Below are 16,715 nucleotides of genomic sequence, written 5' to 3'. Positions count from 1 at the left end.
GTGGGCAACCGCCCCACAATGGCGCTGGCCGCGTCAACCGCCTTCCCACAAACCACCTCGTGCTCAGCGCTCCGGTGGAGGAGTCACCCCATCCGCTCGATCACCGCCTTCGCGGTGTTGATCGGGATGCTGAAGCCGATTCCCACGCTGCCCGCCGATCCGCCCGGGCCGGAGGTGGGGGAATAGATCGCGGAATTGACGCCGATCACCCGGCCGTCGGCGTCGAACAGCGGGCCGCCGGAATTGCCCTGGTTGATGGACGCGTCCGTCTGCAGGGCCGCGTACGACACCCCGCCCGAGGCGATGGTCACGTCGCGGTCGAGGGCGCTGATGATGCCGGTGGTCACCGTGCCCTGGAGGCCCGCGGGGGAGCCGATGGCGATCACCGAGTCGCCCACGCGGACGGTGTCGGAGTCGCCGAGTGCCGCGGGGGTCAGGTTGCTGACGCCGGTGGCCTGGAGGACGGCCAGGTCGGAGGCGCGGTCCGTGCCCACCACCGTCGCCGGGGCCGTGGTGCCGTCGGCGAAGGTGATCCGGATCTCCCGGGCGCCCGCGACCACGTGGTGGTTGGTCAGGATCCGGCCGTCGGCGGTGAGGATCACGCCGGAGCCGACGCCCTCGGCGGCGCCGGTGCGGACGTTGATCTCGACCACGCTCGGCATGACCTTGGCCACGACCGCGCTCACGTCCGCGGGCGCGGTGTCGGCCGCCGCCGTGGCGGTGACGGGGGCGGGGGACAGGGGCGAGTCCGTGCCCGCGATGACCGCGCCTGTCGTGCCGCCGATGAGGCCGCCGCCGAGGACCGCGGCGGTGACCAGGGCGACCACGCGGCCGGTGCGCCGCCTCGGCGGCACCTGCGGCCAGAACTGCTGTGGGGGGTAGCTGGCATCCATGGCACCGACCATCCGCCCGGATGCTGGGAACCGGCTGTGGAAAACCTCGGCGTGGGCCAAGAAACTCCGGCGGTGTGCCCGCGCGGAAAGGACACTAGGTTGTCGGACGTGACCAACGAGACCTCGTTCCTGCGCCTACAGGCGCGGACCCAGCGCTTCACCCTCGGCGCCCCGCGCGAGTTCCGCGTCGGCCGCGACCACGTGCTCTTCCTGCGCACGGCGACCGGCGAGGACCGCACCCACATCCTGTGGCGCAAGGACCTCGCCACCGGCGCCGAGACCCGGCTGGCCGACCCCGCCACGCTGCTGAGCGGGAACGAGGAGCTCTCGCCCGAGGAGCGCGCCCGCCGCGAGCGCAGCCGCGAGCAGGGCGGCGGCATCGTCGGCTACGCCACCGACGCGGACGTGACCACCGCGGCCTTCGCCCTCTCGGGCCGACTCTTCGTCACCGTCGACGGCGAGACCAGGGAGCTGGACACCCCCGGCTCGATCATCGACCCCCGCCCCGACCCGACCGGCCGCCACATCGCCTACGTCGCCGACAACGCGCTGCGGGTCGTCGCCGTCGACGGCACGGACGACCGCGCGCTCGCCGAGCCCGATGGCGAGGACCGCGCCTGGGGCCTGGCCGAGTTCATCGCCGCCGAGGAGATGAACCGCTCCCGCGGCTACTGGTGGTCCCCCGACGGCACCCGCCTGCTGGTCGCGCACACCGACCGCACGCAGGTGCAGCGCTGGCACATCGCCGACCCGGCCAACCCCGGCAGCGCGCCGCACACCGTCGCCTACCCGGCCGCGGGCACCACCAACGTCACCGTGCGCCTGGCGGTCATCGGCCTGGACGGCTCCCGGACCGACGTCGACTGGGCGGGCGAGTACCTCGTCACCGCGCACTGGTCGGACAACGGCCTGCCGTTGATCGCCACCCAGACCCGCGACCAGCGCACCTACGAGATCCGCGCGGTCGACCCGGACACCGGGGCCACCGAGCTGATCCACACCGACACCGACGACACCTGGGTCGAGATCGTCACCGGCGTCCCGGCGTGGACGCCCGGCGGCGAGCTGGTCCGCGTCGAGGCCGACGGCCCGGCCAACCGGCTGTTCATCGGCGACCGCGCGGTCACCGGCGACGACCTGCAGGTCCGCTCCGTCCTCGACGTCGGCGACGACGTGCTGTTCACCGCCTCGGCCGACGACCCCACCCAGGTGCACGTCTACACCGCCACCGCGGGCGGCGTCACCCGGGTGTCCACTGAGGACGGCGTGCACTCGGCGTCGCGCGGCCCCGGCGGCCTGGTCCTGACCTCGTGGTCGATGGACTGGGCGGGCTCGCGGCACACGATCGGCGGCCAGGAGATCGCCAACCACGCCGTCGAGCCGCCGCTGACGCCGAACGTCCGGCTGCTCACCGTCGGCGAGCGCGGCCTGCGCGCCGCCCTGCTGTACCCGACCGGACACGTGCCCGGCAGCGCCAAGTTGCCCGTGCTCATGGACCCCTACGGCGGCCCGCACGCCCAGCGCGTGCTGTCGACCCGCAACGCCTACCTGGGCCCGCAGTGGCTGGCCGACCAGGGCTTCGCCGTCATCGTCGCCGACGGGCGCGGCACCCCGGGCAGGGGCCCGGAGTGGGAGCGCGCGATCGCCAACGACTTCGCGGGCGTCACCCTCGCCGACCAGGTCGACGCCCTGCACGCGGTCGCGGCCGAGCACCCGGACCTCGATCTGGGGAAGGTGGCCATCCGCGGCTGGTCCTACGGCGGGTACCTCTCCGCGCTGGCGGTGCTGCGCGCGCCCGAGGTGTTCCACGCGGCCATCGCGGGCGCGCCGGTCACCGACTGGCGGCTGTACGACACCCACTACACCGAGCGCTACCTGGGCCACCCCGACACCCAGCCCGAGGTCTACGACCGCAACTCCCTCATCGACGACGCGCCCAAGCTGACCAGGGAGCTGCTGATCATCCACGGGCTCGCCGACGACAACGTCGTGGTCGCGCACGCGATCCGGCTCTCCAGCGCGCTCGTGGCAGCGGGCCGCCCGCACGCGCTGCTGCCGCTCCCGGGCGTCACGCACATGACGCCGCAGGAGGACGACGTGGCGGAGAACTTCATGCTCATGCAGGTCCGTTGGCTCAAGTCCGCGTTGGGATTGGAGAAGTAGATGACCGTCACGCCGAGGTGGGGCATCACGCTGCCGCTGACCGGGGTCCCGCTCACCGCGCACCGGGAGCTGGTCAAGGAGTTGCCCGACCTCGGCTACACGGACGTGTGGTCGGCCGAGACCGCGGGCACCGACGCGTTCACCCCGCTGGCGCTGGCCGCGGAGTGGTCGCCCGGCCTGCGGCTCGGCACCGCGATCGTCCCGGTCTACACGCGCGGCCCCGGCCTGCTGGCGATGAGCGCGGCGACCCTGGCCGAGCTGGCGCCCGGCCGGTTCGTGCTGGGCATCGGCACGTCGTCGCCGACCATCGTGGAGGGCTGGAACAGCGCCGACTTCACCGACCCGTTCCGCAGGGTGCGCGACACGCTGCACTTCCTGCGCGCGGCGCTGGCCGGGGAGAAGGTCACCGAGAAGTACGGCACGTTCGAGGTCACGAAGTTCCGGCTGGAGCGCCCGCCGACGGTGCCGCCGCAGGTGATGCTGGCCGCGCTGCGCCCGGGCATGCTGCGGCTTGCCGCCGAGCAGTCCGACGGCGCCATCACCAACTGGCTGGCGGCGTCGGACGTGCCGACCGTGCGCGGGGAGATCGGCGCGGACACCGAGCTGGTCGCCCGGATCTTCGTCTGCCCCACCGAGGACGCCGACGCGGCACGGGGCTTGGGCAGGCTGCTGATCAGCAGCTACCTGACCGTCCCCGTGTACGCGGCGTTCCACGACTGGCTCGGCCGCGGCGACCTCCTGCGGCCGATGCACGAGGCGTGGGCGGCGGGCGACCGGGCCGGGGCGAACGCGGCCATCCCCGATTCGGTCATCGACGAACTGATCGTGCACGGCAGCCCTGAGCAGTGCCGGGAGAAGATCGCCGCCTATCAGGAGGCGGGCCTGACCACGCCGGTCATCGCCGTGTTGCCCACCGGCGACGACCCGGCCGACCTGGTGCGGGCGCTGGCGCCGCGCTGAGCGCGCCCAAGATCGGCCGCCGCGTATCCTCTCCAAGGTAAGGCTCACCTAAGAAGGGTTGGCGGATGACCGCATCGCACGACGCGCCCCTGGCCACGCCCGATGCGGTGCGCGCCCTGGTCGGGCCGGTGCTCGACGCCTTGGCCGACGGCGTCCGCGAGCGCAATGGCCCGCTGCCCTCCGGCGGCCCCTCGGCGGTGAAGGCCCTGGCCGACGTGCTGCCCGAGCACGGCGTCGGCCCGGCCGCGGCCGCCGAGGTGGCGCGCGTGCTGGCCGCGGGCTCGGCCGACCCGGCCGACCCGTGGTGCGCCGCCCACCTGCACTGCCCGCCGCTGGCCGTGGCGGTGGCGGCCGACGTGGCGGCGAGCGCCCTCAACCCGTCGATGGACTCCTGGGACCAGGCGCCCGCGGCGAGCGCGATCGAGCGGCAGGTCACCGACGCCGTGGCCCGGCTGTGCTACCCGGCGGAGCCCGCCGCGGACGCGCTCGTCACCACTGGCGGCAGCGAGTCCAATCTGTACGGTCTGCTGCTGGCCAGGGAGAAGTTCGGCGCGGTGACGCCGGTCTGCGGCCGCAACGCCCACCACAGCGTCGCCCGCGCGGCGTGGCTGCTCGGGCTGCCGCGGCCGGTGGTGGTGGAGTGCCGCGACGACCGGGTGCGCCCGGACGCGCTGGCCCGCGCGCTGGCGTCGGTCGAGGGGCCGACGGCGGTGGTGGCGACGGCGGGCACGACCAACAGCGGCGCGATCGATCCGCTGCCGGAGATCGCGGCCCTGCGGCCGGACTGGCTGCACGTCGACGCCGCGTACGGCGGAGGCCTGCTGTTCACCGAGCGGCGGAACCTGTTGCGGGGGATGGAGAGCGCGGATTCCGTCGCGCTGGACCTGCACAAGTTCGGCTGGCAGCCGATCGCCGCGGGCCTGTTCGCCTGCCGCGACGGCGCGGACCTGCGGATCATGGACACCAACGCCGACTACCTCAACGCCGACGACGACACCGAGGCGGGCCTGCCCGACCTGCTCGGCCGCTCCCTGCGCACGTCCCGGCGCCCGGACGCGGTGAAGATCGCCGCGACCTTGCGCGCGCTGGGCAGGCGCGGGATGGGCGAGTTGGTCGAGGCCTGCTGCACGACCGCGCGCGGCGTGGCGGCGGCGATCACCGCCCACCCGGACCTGGAACTGTGGGCCGAGCCGACGCTGTCGACGGTCGTCTTCCGCCCCAAGGCCGCCTGCGACGTCGCCGCCCTCCGCCGGGCCCTGCTCGACGAGGGCAAGGCCGTACTGGGCCGGGCGCGCCTAGACGGCCTGTGGCTCAAGCTGACGTTGCTGCACCCGCACACGACTCCCGGGGACTACCAGCCTCTGCTGGGCCTCGTGGCAAAGGCGGCCCGATGAGCTCGCACGGGAAGCGGGTGACCGGAAGGGCGCGGCCCGTACTCGTGTATCGACGGGTGTCCGGGTGCGCTTGTGGTGTGGGTGTTCTGGCTAGGGATGGCGGTGTGGGCGTGGCTCGATGGGTGTCGGGGTGTGCTTGTGGTGTGGGTGTTCTGGTTGGGGGTGGTGGCGTGGAAGTGCTCGGGGGTCGCTCGGTGTCGGGGTGTGCTTGCGGTGGTGGTGTTCTGGTTGGGGGTGAGCGCATGGGGGCGCTCGGGGGTCGCTGGGTGTCCGGGTGCGCTTGCGGTGGGGATGCCCTGGTTAGGGGTGAGGGCATGGGAGTGCTCGTGGGTGGGTCGGGGTGTGGTTGTGGTGTGGGTGTTGTCAGGGGTGGTGTGCGTGTGTTCGGGGGTCGGTGGGTGTTGGGGTGTGGTTGTGGTGTGGGTGTTGTCGGGGGTGGTGTGGGTGTGTTCGGGGGTCGGTGGGTGTTGGGGTGTGGTTGTGCTGGGGGTGTTGTCAGGGGTGGTGTGGGTGTGTTCGGGAGTCGGTCGGTATCGGGGTGTGCTTGCGGTGGGGGCGTTCTTGCCGGGGCGGTGGCATGAGCGTGCTCGACCTCGCGGGCGTGGGCATCGGGCCGTTCAATCTCTCCCTTGCCGCGCTCGCCAGTTCGGTTCCCGGGTTGCGGGCCGGGTTCTTCGAGCGGCGGGCCGAGTTCCGGTGGCATCCGGGGCTGCTCATCGACGGCACCACCCTGCAGGTGCCGTTCCTGGCCGACCTGGTCTCGCTGGTCGAGCCCGCCCACCCGCTCTCGTTCCTGTCCTACCTGCGCGACCGCGACCGGTTGTTCCCCTTCTACTTCGCCGAGCGCTTCCACATCCCGCGCGCGGAGTACGACGACTACTGCCGGTGGGCCAGCGAGCGGTTACCCGGCTGCCGGTTCGGCGTCGAGGTGCGGGCGGTGCGCTGGACGGGCGAGGTCTTCGAGCTGGACGTCCCCGATGGCCCTGTGCGGGCGCGCAACCTGGTGTTAGGTGTCGGAACAGAGCCAGTGGTCCCCGGTCCCCTGCGGGAGCTGGCCGTCCATTCCGCCGACTACCTCTCCAAGCGCGATGAGCTGGTGGCGGCCGAGGACGTCACCGTCGTCGGGTCCGGCCAGTCCGGCGCCGAGGTCGTCCTCGACCTGCTGCGCCGCCGCACCGGCAGGCTGCGGTGGATCGCGCGGACGCCCGCGTTCGCTCCCATGGAGTACTCCAAGCTCGGCCTGGAGCAGTTCACCCCCGACTACACCCGCTTCTTCCACGGCCTCGACCAGCCCACCCGCGACCGGCTCGTGCCCGCGCAGTGGCAGCTCTACAAGGGCATCAGCGCCGAGACCATCGACGCCATCCACGACGAGCTGTACCAGCGCAGCGTCGGCGGCGGATGGCCGGACGTGTTCTTCGCCCCCGGCGTCGAGGTCGTCGACGCGCGGCCGGGGATCGAGCTGGACCTGCGGCACGTCCAGCAGAACACCACCGCCACCATCCGGACCGACGCCGTGGTCTGCGCGACCGGGTACGCCGAGCGGGACCTGGGGCCGCTGCTCGGCGACCTGCCCGTCGAGCGGGACGCGGCGGGACGGATCGTCGTGGACGCCGAGTACCGGGTGGCCTCGGGCACATCGGGCTCGGTGTTCGTGCAGAACGCCGAGCGGCACACCCACGGGGTGGGCGCGCCGGATCTGGGGTTGGCCGCGTGGCGGGCGGCGACCATCCTGAACGCGGTGTGCGGGCGCACGGTCTACCGGCTGCCCGAGCGCACGGCGTTCACCACGTTCGGGTTGAGCGGAGGGGACATCGGGTGAGTGGACGGCGCGAGGCATGGGCGGCGGCGGGGGCGGCCGTGGTGCACAAGATGCTCGGCGAGCTGAGCTACGAGGGCCTGCTGCGCCCCGAGCCGGTCGGCGAGCCGGACGAGCGCGGCTTCCGCGACTGGCGGCTCACGCTGTCCGGCGGCGCGGAGTACCGCTTCGCCGCGCGGCGGGGCGCGTTCGAGTCGTGGGCGGTGCGCCCGGGGACCGCGCTGCGGAACGGCGAGCCCGCCGACGATCCGCGCGCGCTCGTGGTCGACGCCCGCGCCGAGCTGGACCTGACCGGCCTGCGGCTGGCCGACGTGCTCTCCGAGCTGACCGCGACCGTCGCCAACGAGGCGACCAGGATCGAGTCGGCCCCGACCGCGGCCGAACTGTCCGCAATGGACTACGACACCGCCGACGGCAAGCTGACCGGGCATCCTCGCCTGGTGCTGAACAAGGGCCGCGTAGGCTTCTCCGGCCGTGACCGCGAGCGCTACGCGCCGGAGGCGGGGACGACGTTCCCGCTGCGCTGGGTGGCCGTGCGCCGCGAGCACGCAGCCTTTCGGTGCACCGACGACCTCACCGAGGACGGGCTGCTCACCGAGGAGCTGGGCGACCAGCTGGCCGAGTTCCGGGCCCGGCTGGCCGACCCGGACGACTTCACCCTCGTCCCCGTGCACCCCTGGCAGTTCGACGAGATCATCGGCACCCTCTACGCCGCCGAGCTGGCGACCGGCGTCGTCGTGCCGCTGGGCGAGAGCCGGGACCACTACCGTCCACACCAGACGATCCGCACGCTGGCCAACGCGTCCCACCCGACGCGCAGGGACGTCAAGACGGCCGTGTCGGTGCGCAACACCCTCGTCTACCGGGGTCTGGCGTCGGCGGCGACGCTGGCCGCGCCTCAGGTGACGACATGGCTGCGCGAAGTGCGCGCGTCCGACGAGCAGCTGCAGGGCTTCGACCTGCTCGGCGAGGTGGCGAGCGTGTCCGTTCGGCATCCCTTGTTCGGCGCGATCGACGAGCTGCCGTACCGCTTCCACGAGACGCTGGGCGCGCTGTGGCGCGAGCCCATCCGGACCCGGCTGGCACCGGGGGAGCGGGCGATCTCCTTTGCGGCCCTGCCCTACCCCGGCGTGCTCGCCCACCTCGTCCGCCAGTCCGGGATGGAGCCGGACGCGTGGCTGTCGAAGGTGCTCGACCTGCTGCTCACGCCGCTGCTGCACTGGCTGCTGGAGCACGGCGTCGGGTTCTGCCCGCACGGGCAGAACCTCATCCTGATCACCGATGCGGCGGGTGTGCCGCTGCGGGCGGCCATCAAGGACTTCGCCCAGGGCGTCGACCTGCTCGACGAGCACCTGCCCGCCTACGACCGGCTCGGCGGCGACGCCGCGGCGGACATGCTGCGCTGGCCCGCGCACCTGCTGGTCCAGTCGTTGTTCAGCTCGGTGTTCGCAGGCCAGCTGCGGTTCATCGCCGAGATCGCCGACGCCGACCTGGACTACGCCCGGCCGCGGCTGTGGGCGCGGGTCCGGGAGATCGTGGGCGCCTATCGGGACAGCCACCCGTCGACCGCGGCGCGGTTCGACGCGTGCGGGCTGTTCGCCCCCGACGTCGAACGGGTCTGCCTCAACCGCGAGCACCTCGCGGGCCAGGGCTTCGACAAGATCGACCGGGACGACGAGTTCGACGTCCGCTTCGGCAGGGCGCTCAACCCGCTGGCGGGCCCGGACGCGGGCGGTGCCTGGTGATCGACCACCGGCGGCCGGTCGGCCCGCGCACGCTGGCCGCGCGCGCCAAGGCCGCGGTGACCCTCTCGGCGTCGCTGCGCGCGGCGGTGTCCGCGGGCGAGGTTCGGCGCGTGGTGTGCCTGGCGCCCGACCCGCACGCGCGCTTCGCCGCCGTCGAGCTGGGGGCGGACTTCTTCGTCGACACGGTGCTGGCCAACGGTTACGGGCTCTGCTCGTACGTCTTCGGGTGGAATCCGGCGCGGCAGACGGTCAACGCGCCCGCTGTCGACCAGTTCCTCGGCGGTTACGGCGATCTGGTGCTGCGGCCGGACCTGGCCACCCTCGCCCCGCTGGAGCCGGGCGTGTGGCAGGTGGTCTGCGACGTCGAGTGGCCCGACGGCCGCCCAGTGCCGGAGGCGCCGCGCACGGCGCTGCGGGAGCGGCTGGCGGACGCCGAGCAGTTGGGGCTGGTCCCGTCGGTGGGGATCGAGCAGGAGGCCACGTTCACGGGCGCGGACGGCGCGCCGCTGGTGCCCGCGGGGCTGGACTACTCGGTGGCGGGGCTGACCCCGCTGCGCGCGCTGCTGGGCGACGTGCACGCGGCCGTCGACGGCCTGGGCCTCGGCGCGGAGTCCGCGCGCGGGGAGGTGCACCCGGGGCAGTACGAGATCGTCCTGCGCCACCGGGATGCCGTCGCCGCGTGTGATGACGCGATGCTGCTGCAGGCCGCTGTCCGCCGAGCGGCCGCAGCGCGGGGCGTGCGGGCGGGGTACCTGGCGGCGGAGGCGTCGGGGATGGGCAGCTCGTGTCACGTCCATCTGTCCCTTTCGGACCCGGAGGGTGTGCCGCTGACCGCGGGCGCTACCCCCGGCGAGCCGTCGGCGCTCTTCGGCCACTTCATCGCGGGCATCCTGCGCGCCGCCCCGGACCTGACCGGCATCTGGGCGCCGACGTGGAACTCCTACGTCCGCCTCCGCACCGCCCCGTTCTCCCCACGCTCGCTGCGCTGGGGCCGCGACGACCGCACCGCCGCCGTCCGCCTGGCGGGCAGCGGCCGCTCCCTGCGCCTGGAGGCCCGCTTCGCCGGTGCGGACGCCCACCCGCACCTGGTGGTGGCGGCGCTGGTGGGCGCCGGGATAGCAGGCGTCCGAGAACGCCTCCCGCTGCCCGACGAGGCCCGAGTAGTGGGCGAACTGGCCCGGACGCCATGGGAGGCACTGACCCTGCTGGACTCCAAACCAGCCCGAGCGGTACTGGGCGACCCGGTGATCGACCACCAACTGGCGATGCTGGGCGAAGAACTGACCGCCGGCCTCGACACAGTCACCGCCTGGCAGCGCGCCCGCGGCGACCTGCGCGCCTAGCGCGGGGAATCGCCCAGTCCTGCGGCAGGGTCGACGCGACCTGCTGGGGACGCATCTCAGGACTGGGTGAGCCCGGGCGGGTGGATGTAGTGGGCGTGGTCGTTGCTGGGTATCGGCTTCTAGTTGGCCGAGTTCGGCACGTGGAGCGCTGAGGCCGGGCGGGTGGATGTAGTCGGGGTGTCCGTCGCCGGGTATCGGCTTCCAGCCGGCCGAGTTCAGTACGTGGAGCGCCGAGGCCGGGCGGGTGGATGTAGTCGGCGTGCCCGTTGCCGGGTATCGGTCTTCAACCGCCCGAACTCAATATGTGAAGCGCCGAGCCCAGGGGCGCGGCCTTCCAGCCGGGGTGGGATCGGCAGCGCGGGCTCGGGAGTTCAGCTTGCGCGAGGACCTGCGCGCGGGGCGACCTTCTGTGCGAGCCTGCTGCAGGTTTGTCCTGGTGCAGGGTCGATCTGCTGGTGGGCGATATGGCGGGGAGAGCCTCTCCTCCCCGCATGCGGTGTTTGCCGCACCTGGAGGGTCCCTGCCGCATCGCCTCCTTTGCCCGGGCCGCCCTGTCGGCGACGCATCCCGGGAGGTTCACATGATGACATCATATGCTCTTACCATCCGGATGATGTCATCATATGACATCATCATCTGAAATTGACGGACCGGTTCTGGCGTAGGGCTGTCACATCTGGGGTGGGTGTCGGGTCAGAGGGGTGACAGGCACGTTGGAGAAGGGTTTCCCCATGTCGCACACCGTTGTCACCTTGGTTGCCGCTGTGATGGTCGGGTTCTCGGCCGCGTCCGTGTTCTTCCGGGCGAAGTGGGTGGTCGAGCCGATCAGCGAGTACGGCGTCCCGGAGAAGTGGTGGAACTGGCTGGGCGCGGCCAAGGCTGCGGGAGCGGTCGGGCTCGTGGTCGGGCTGCTCGTGCCCGCCATCGGCTGGGCGGCGGGGATCGCGCTGGTCGTCTACTTCATCGGCGCGGTCATCACCGTGGCCAGGGCGAGGGTGTGGGCGCACATCCCGTTCCCGCTCCTCTACCTGGCCCCAGTGGTCGTCTCGCTCGTGCTGGCCGCCTGAAAACAATCAAGCACGAATGCTTGAAAACTCCCCGCGGGCATGCCACGGTTGAGCTGTGATCGACCTGACCGTGCTGCTCGCGGACCTGCGGGACGAGGGTGAGCTGCTGGACTCCCGGGTCGCCGGTGCCGAGTGGCGGCTGCCGACCCCGGCGACCGGGTGGACCATCGCCCACCAGATCGCCCACCTCGCCTGGACGGACGAACAGGCGATACTCGCCGCCACCGACCCCGAGCGGTTCGCGGCCGCCGCGGTCAAGGCCTTCACCGAAGGCGACCCCAGCCGCGTCGTGGACGACGCCGCGGCGGAGGTGGCGCGGCGGCCCGACCTGCTGGAGCACTGGCGCGGCACCCGGGCCGCCCTGGCCGACGCGCTGGCCAACGTGCCCGCCGGGACGCGGATCCCCTGGTTCGGGCCCCCGATGAGCCCCGCGTCGATGGCCACCGCGCGGATCATGGAGACCTGGGCGCACGGGACCGACGTCGCCGACGCGCTCGGAATCGCGCGGGAGGCGACGCCCCGGCTGCGGCACGTGGCGCACATCGGGGTCCGCACCCGCGACTTCGCCTACGTCGTGCGCGACCTCCCGGTCCCGGCCGAGCCGTTCCGCGTGGAGTTGGCCGGGCCGTCCGACGAGGTGTGGACGTGGGGGCCGGAGGACGCCGAGCAGCGGGTGTCGGGCCCCGCGCTCGACTTCTGCCTGCTGGTGACCCAGCGCGTCCACCGCGACGACACGGCCCTGACCGCCGAGGGCGCGGAGGCCGACCGCTGGCTCGGCATCGCGCAGGCGTTCGCCGGGCCGCCGGGGGAAGGGCGGGCCCGCGCGTGATCCGCATCGCGAACGTCTCCGGCTTCTACGGCGACCGCATCTCCGCGATGCGCGAGATGCTCGACGGCGGCCCGGTCGACGTGATCACCGGCGACTACCTGGCCGAGCTGACCATGCTCATCCTGGGCCGCCAGAAGATGGCCGACCCGTCCGCCGGGTACGCCAGGACCTTCCTCAAGCAGGCCAAGGACTGCCTGGCAGACGCCCTGGAGCGCGGCGTCAAGATCGTCGTCAACGCTGGCGGCCTCAACCCCGCCGGACTGGCCGACGCCGTGCGCGCGCTGGGCTTCCCCGCGCGCGTCGCCCACGTCGAGGGCGACGACCTGCTGCCCCGCGCCGCCGAACTGGGCCTGCACGGCGCCCTGACCGCCAACGCCTACCTCGGCGGCTGGGGCATCGCGTCGTGTCTGAACGCGGGCGCCGACGTCGTCGTCACCGGCCGCGTCACCGACGCGTCGCTGGTCGTCGGCGCCGCCGCCGCGCACCACGGCTGGACGCCCACCGATTACGACGCCCTCGCGGGCGCGACGGTGGCGGGTCACGTCATCGAGTGCGGCACCCAGGCGACCGGCGGGAACTACGCGTTCTTCACCGAGATCCCGGGCGCCGAGCACCTGGGCTTCCCCATCGCCGAGGTCGACGCGGACGGCTCGTCGGTGATCACCAAGCACCCCGGCACCGGCGGCGCGGTGACGGTCGAGACCGTGACGGCGCAGCTGCTCTACGAGATCCAGGGCGCCCGCTACCTCGGCCCCGACGTCACCACCCACTTCGACATGATCGTGCTGACCCCCGACGGCCCCGACCGCGTGCGGATCAGCGGCGTCCAGGGCTCCCCGCCCCCGCCGACGGTCAAGGTCTGCGTCAACACCCTCGACGGCTTCCGCAACAGCGCGACGTTTGTCCTCACCGGACTCGACATCGACGCCAAAGCCGCCCTGGTCCGCCGCCAGCTGCCCGGCGAGGACATCACCTGGACCCTGGCCCGCACGGACCGCGAGGACGCCGACACCGAGGAGACCGCCAGCGCCCTGCTGCACGCCACCGTCCGCACCCCGGACCCGGCCCGCGCGAAGGCGTTCTCCCGCGCCGCCGTCGAACTCGCCCTGGCCTCGTACCCCGGCTTCATCCTGACCGCCCCACCATCCGACGGCACCCCGGTAGGCGTCTACCGTCCCGAATACGTCCTCCGCACCGACGTCCCGCACATCGCCGTCCACCCCGACGGCACCCGCACCACCATCCCCTGGCCCCCCACCCCACCCGTTTCCGCCCCCAGCGAACACCACCAAACGGCCCCCACCGCTCCCTGGGGGGACGGCCCTGCTCCAGTCTACTCCGCTCCCGCTGGCGGGGAAGGGGTTACTGGTCGGTTGTGGACAGACGGTGGGGAGGGGCGCGCAGGTGTGGATGGCGGGGTGCGGGTGGCCGCCTCCGGTGGTACAAGGCGTCTGCCGATCGGTGTCGTCGTGGGGGCGCGGTCGGGGGACAAGGGTGGAAACGCGAACCTCGGTGTCTGGGTGCGCGACCCGAACGCCTATCCGTGGCTCGTGCGGGAGCTGACGGTCGGACGGCTCAAGGAGTTGCTGCCCGAGGCTGGGGACGTCGAGCGGCACGAGTTGCCCAACCTGCACGCGCTGAACTTCGTCCTCAAAGGACTGCTCGGCCAGGGGGTCGCCGCGAGCACGCGGTTCGACCCGCAGGCCAAGGGGTTGGGCGAGTGGTTCCGGAGCAGGCACGTCGACATCCCGGAGGAGCTGCTGTGAACCCGTTCGAGCGCCGCGAGCTCAGGGAGACCGTGCGCGCGTTCATGGCGCGGGAGGTCCTCCCGCACCTCGACCAGTGGGAGCGCGACGGCGAGCTGCCCCGTGAGCTGCACCGCAAGGCGGGGGAGAAGGGCCTGCTCGGCGTCGCCTTCCCCGAGGCCGTCGGCGGCGGGGGCGGGGACCTCATCGACGCGATGGCCGTCGTCGAGGAGATGCACTACGCGGGCGCGTCCGGCGGGCTCATCGCCGGCCTGCTCACCTGCGGCATCGCCGTCCCGCACATCGCGGGCGCGGGGGACCCCGAGCAGATCGCCAAGTGGGTCCGCCCGACGCTCGACGGCCACAGGATCGGCGCGCTCGCCATCACCGAGCCCGACGGCGGGTCCGACGTCGCCAACATCCGCACCACGGCCAAGGCCGACGGCGACCACTACGTCGTCAACGGCGCCAAGACGTTCATCACCTCCGGGGTCCGCGCCGACTTCGTCACCACCGCCGTCCGCACGGGCGGGAAGGGCGCGCACGGCATCTCGCTGCTCGTCATCGAGAAGGGCACGCCCGGGTTCACGGTCAGCCGCAAGCTGGAGAAGATGGGCTGGCACTGCTCCGACACCGCCGAGCTGGCCTTCACCGACTGCCGCGTCCCCAGGGCCAACCTGGTCGGCCAGGAGGACACCGGCTTCATCCAGATCGCGGTCAACTTCGTCGCCGAGCGGCTGACCCTGGCCGTCCAGGCGTACGCGCACGCCCAGCGCGCCCTCGACCTGACGCTCGAATGGTGCCGCAACCGCGAGACGTTCAACCGGCCGCTGATCTCCCGGCAGGCGGTCCAGAACACGCTGACCGAGATGGCCCGCAGGATCGACGTCGCCCGCACCTACACCCGGCACGTCGCCCAGCGGCACCTCGACGGCGATGACGTCATCGCCGAGGTGTGCTTCGCCAAGAACACCGCGGTCGAGGCCGGGGAGTGGGTCGTCAACCAGGCCGTCCAGCTGCACGGCGGCCTCGGCTACATGCGCGAGTCCGAAGTGGAACGACACTACCGGGATCTGCGCATCCTCGGCATCGGCGGCGGCACCAACGAGATCATGACCGGGCTCGCCGCGAAGCGATTGGGGTACACGGCATGACCGTCCTGCGCACCACCGTCGACACCGCCGCCGACGAGTTCAAGGCCAACGCCGACGCCATGCTGGCCAAGCTCGACGAGCTGCGCCGGGAACAGGCGAAGGCGGTTGCGGGCGGCGGCGAGAAGTACGTCACCCGCCACCGCAAGCGCGGCAAACTGCTCGCCCGCGAACGGATCGAGCTGCTGCTCGACCCGGACTCGCCGTTCCTGGAACTGTCCCCGCTGGCCGCGTGGGGCACCGACTACCAGGTCGGGGGCAGCCTGGTCACCGGCATCGGCGTCGTGGAGGGCGTCGAGTGCCTGATCAACGCCAGCGACCCGACCGTCAAGGGCGGCGCGATCAACCCGTGGGGCATGCGCAAGGGCTTCCGCGCCGCCGACATCGCCGCGCAGAACCGCCTGCCCACGATCAACCTGGTCGAGTCCGGCGGCGCGGACCTGCCGACCCAGAAGGAGATCTTCATCCCGGGCGGGCGGACCTTCCGCGACCTGACCCGCGCCTCCGCCCGCAAGATCCCCACCGTGGCGCTCGTGTTCGGCAACTCGACGGCGGGCGGGGCGTACCTGCCGGGCATGTCGGACTACGTCGTCATGGTCAAGGAGCGCGCCAAGGTCTTCCTCGGCGGACCGCCGCTGGTCAAGATGGCCACCGGCGAGGAGTCCGACGACGAGTCGCTGGGCGGGGCGGAGATGCACGCCCGCGTCTCCGGCCTCGCCGACTACCTCGCCGTGGACGAGCAGGACGCCATCCGCGTCGGCCGCCGGGTGATCGCCCGGCTCAACTGGCGCAAGCAGGGGCCGCAGCCGCGCACCGACTACAGCGAGCCGCTGCACGACGCCGAGGACCTGCTCGGCATCGTCCCGACCAACCTCAAGATCCCGTTCGACCCGCGCGAGGTCATCGCCCGGGTGGTCGACGGCTCGGACTTCGACGAGTTCAAGCCGCTCTACGGCACCAGCCTGGTGACCGGGTGGGCGAGCGTGCACGGCTACCCGGTCGGCATCCTGGCCAACGCGCGCGGGGTGCTGTTCGGCGAGGAGTCGCAGAAGGCCACCCAGTTCATCCAGCTGGCCAACCAGACCGACACGCCGCTGATCTTCCTGCACAACACCACCGGCTACATGGTCGGCAAGGACTACGAGCAGAGCGGCATCATCAAGCACGGCGCGATGATGATCAACGCGGTGTCGAACTCGACGGTCCCGCACATCTCCATCCTCATGGGCGCCTCCTACGGCGCCGGCCACTACGGCATGTGCGGGCGGGCGTACGACCCTCGGTTCCTCTTCGCCTGGCCCAGCGCCAAGTCGGCGGTCATGGGACCGGCGCAGCTCGCGGGCGTGCTCTCGATCGTCATGCGGCAGAACGCCGAGCGCGCCGGGCAGCCGTACAACGAGGAGCACGACGCGGCGATGCGGGCCATGGTCGAGGGCCAGATCGAGGCGGAGTCGCTGCCGATGTTCCTCTCCGGGATGCTCTACGACGACGGCATCATCGACCCGCGCGACACCCGCACGGTGCTCGGCATCAGCCTGTCCGCCATCCACAATGGACCGATCCAGGGCGCCGACGGCTTCGGCGTCTTCCGGATGTGAGGGCCGTG

Annotated in this window: 12 protein-coding genes; 11 read left to right on the top strand and 1 reads right to left on the bottom strand. The window is 72.5% G+C overall.

The features are described 5' to 3' along the window. Nucleotides 1-83: 83 nt before the first annotated feature. Nucleotides 84-893 carry a S1C family serine protease gene (locus tag IEY98_RS25385; RefSeq protein ID WP_229787420.1) on the bottom strand — a complete coding sequence of 270 codons (810 nt, stop codon included), beginning with the start codon at nucleotides 891-893 and terminating at the stop codon, nucleotides 84-86. Between the two features lie 108 nt (nucleotides 894-1,001). Between IEY98_RS25385 and IEY98_RS25380 the strand changes: the two genes are divergently transcribed. The 11 genes from IEY98_RS25380 (at nucleotide 1,002) to IEY98_RS25330 (ending at nucleotide 16,707) form a co-directional block, all read left to right on the top strand. Further along, entirely contained in the window at nucleotides 1,002-3,056 is a 2,055-nt protein-coding gene (locus tag IEY98_RS25380; RefSeq protein ID WP_189213142.1) for a S9 family peptidase, read from the top strand. Then, nucleotides 3,057-4,016, top strand: a complete 960-nt coding sequence (locus tag IEY98_RS25375; protein WP_189213141.1) for an LLM class F420-dependent oxidoreductase — start codon at nucleotides 3,057-3,059, stop codon at nucleotides 4,014-4,016. It abuts the gene before it with no gap. Nucleotides 4,017-4,081: 65 nt separating this feature from the next. Then, nucleotides 4,082-5,410: a pyridoxal phosphate-dependent decarboxylase family protein gene (locus tag IEY98_RS25370; protein WP_189213140.1), complete on the top strand. Its 1,329-nt coding sequence runs from the start codon at nucleotides 4,082-4,084 to the stop codon at nucleotides 5,408-5,410. 577 nt (nucleotides 5,411-5,987) lie between these two features. Beyond that, nucleotides 5,988-7,232: a lysine N(6)-hydroxylase/L-ornithine N(5)-oxygenase family protein gene (locus IEY98_RS25365; RefSeq protein ID WP_189213139.1), complete on the top strand. Its 1,245-nt coding sequence runs from the start codon at nucleotides 5,988-5,990 to the stop codon at nucleotides 7,230-7,232. 50 nt (nucleotides 7,233-7,282) lie between these two features. Beyond that, entirely contained in the window at nucleotides 7,283-8,974 is a 1,692-nt protein-coding gene (locus tag IEY98_RS25360) for an IucA/IucC family protein (RefSeq protein WP_189213293.1), read from the top strand. Beyond that, nucleotides 8,971-10,317, top strand: a complete 1,347-nt coding sequence (locus IEY98_RS25355) for a type I glutamate--ammonia ligase (protein WP_189213138.1) — start codon at nucleotides 8,971-8,973, stop codon at nucleotides 10,315-10,317. Before IEY98_RS25360 ends, IEY98_RS25355 begins: the two co-directional genes overlap by 4 nt. Nucleotides 10,318-11,048: 731 nt before the next feature. After that, on the top strand, nucleotides 11,049-11,384 hold the full coding sequence (locus tag IEY98_RS25350) for a DoxX family protein (RefSeq protein ID WP_189213137.1): 336 nt from the start codon (nucleotides 11,049-11,051) through the stop codon (nucleotides 11,382-11,384). 55 nt (nucleotides 11,385-11,439) lie between these two features. Next, nucleotides 11,440-12,213, top strand: a complete 774-nt coding sequence (locus IEY98_RS25345) for a TIGR03084 family metal-binding protein (protein ID WP_189213136.1) — start codon at nucleotides 11,440-11,442, stop codon at nucleotides 12,211-12,213. Beyond that, the gene (locus IEY98_RS25340) at nucleotides 12,210-13,979 is read left to right on the top strand and encodes an acyclic terpene utilization AtuA family protein (protein WP_268244611.1); all 1,770 of its coding nucleotides are present in this window, start codon (nucleotides 12,210-12,212) and stop codon (nucleotides 13,977-13,979) included. Before IEY98_RS25345 ends, IEY98_RS25340 begins: the two co-directional genes overlap by 4 nt. After that, a complete protein-coding gene (locus IEY98_RS25335) occupies nucleotides 13,976-15,112 on the top strand; it encodes an acyl-CoA dehydrogenase family protein (protein WP_268244610.1) in 1,137 nt (378 codons plus the stop codon). The genes IEY98_RS25340 and IEY98_RS25335 overlap by 4 nt, the downstream gene beginning before the upstream one ends. Then, nucleotides 15,109-16,707: an acyl-CoA carboxylase subunit beta gene (locus IEY98_RS25330; RefSeq protein ID WP_189213135.1), complete on the top strand. Its 1,599-nt coding sequence runs from the start codon at nucleotides 15,109-15,111 to the stop codon at nucleotides 16,705-16,707. Before IEY98_RS25335 ends, IEY98_RS25330 begins: the two co-directional genes overlap by 4 nt. Nucleotides 16,708-16,715 lie beyond the last annotated feature (8 nt).

This window comes from Actinokineospora fastidiosa, assembly GCF_014648415.1.
In the GTDB taxonomy this organism is placed as follows: domain Bacteria; phylum Actinomycetota; class Actinomycetes; order Mycobacteriales; family Pseudonocardiaceae; genus Actinokineospora; species Actinokineospora fastidiosa.
Note: the sequence above shows the minus strand (reverse complement) of the source record. Positions and strands in the feature narration are given on the sequence as shown.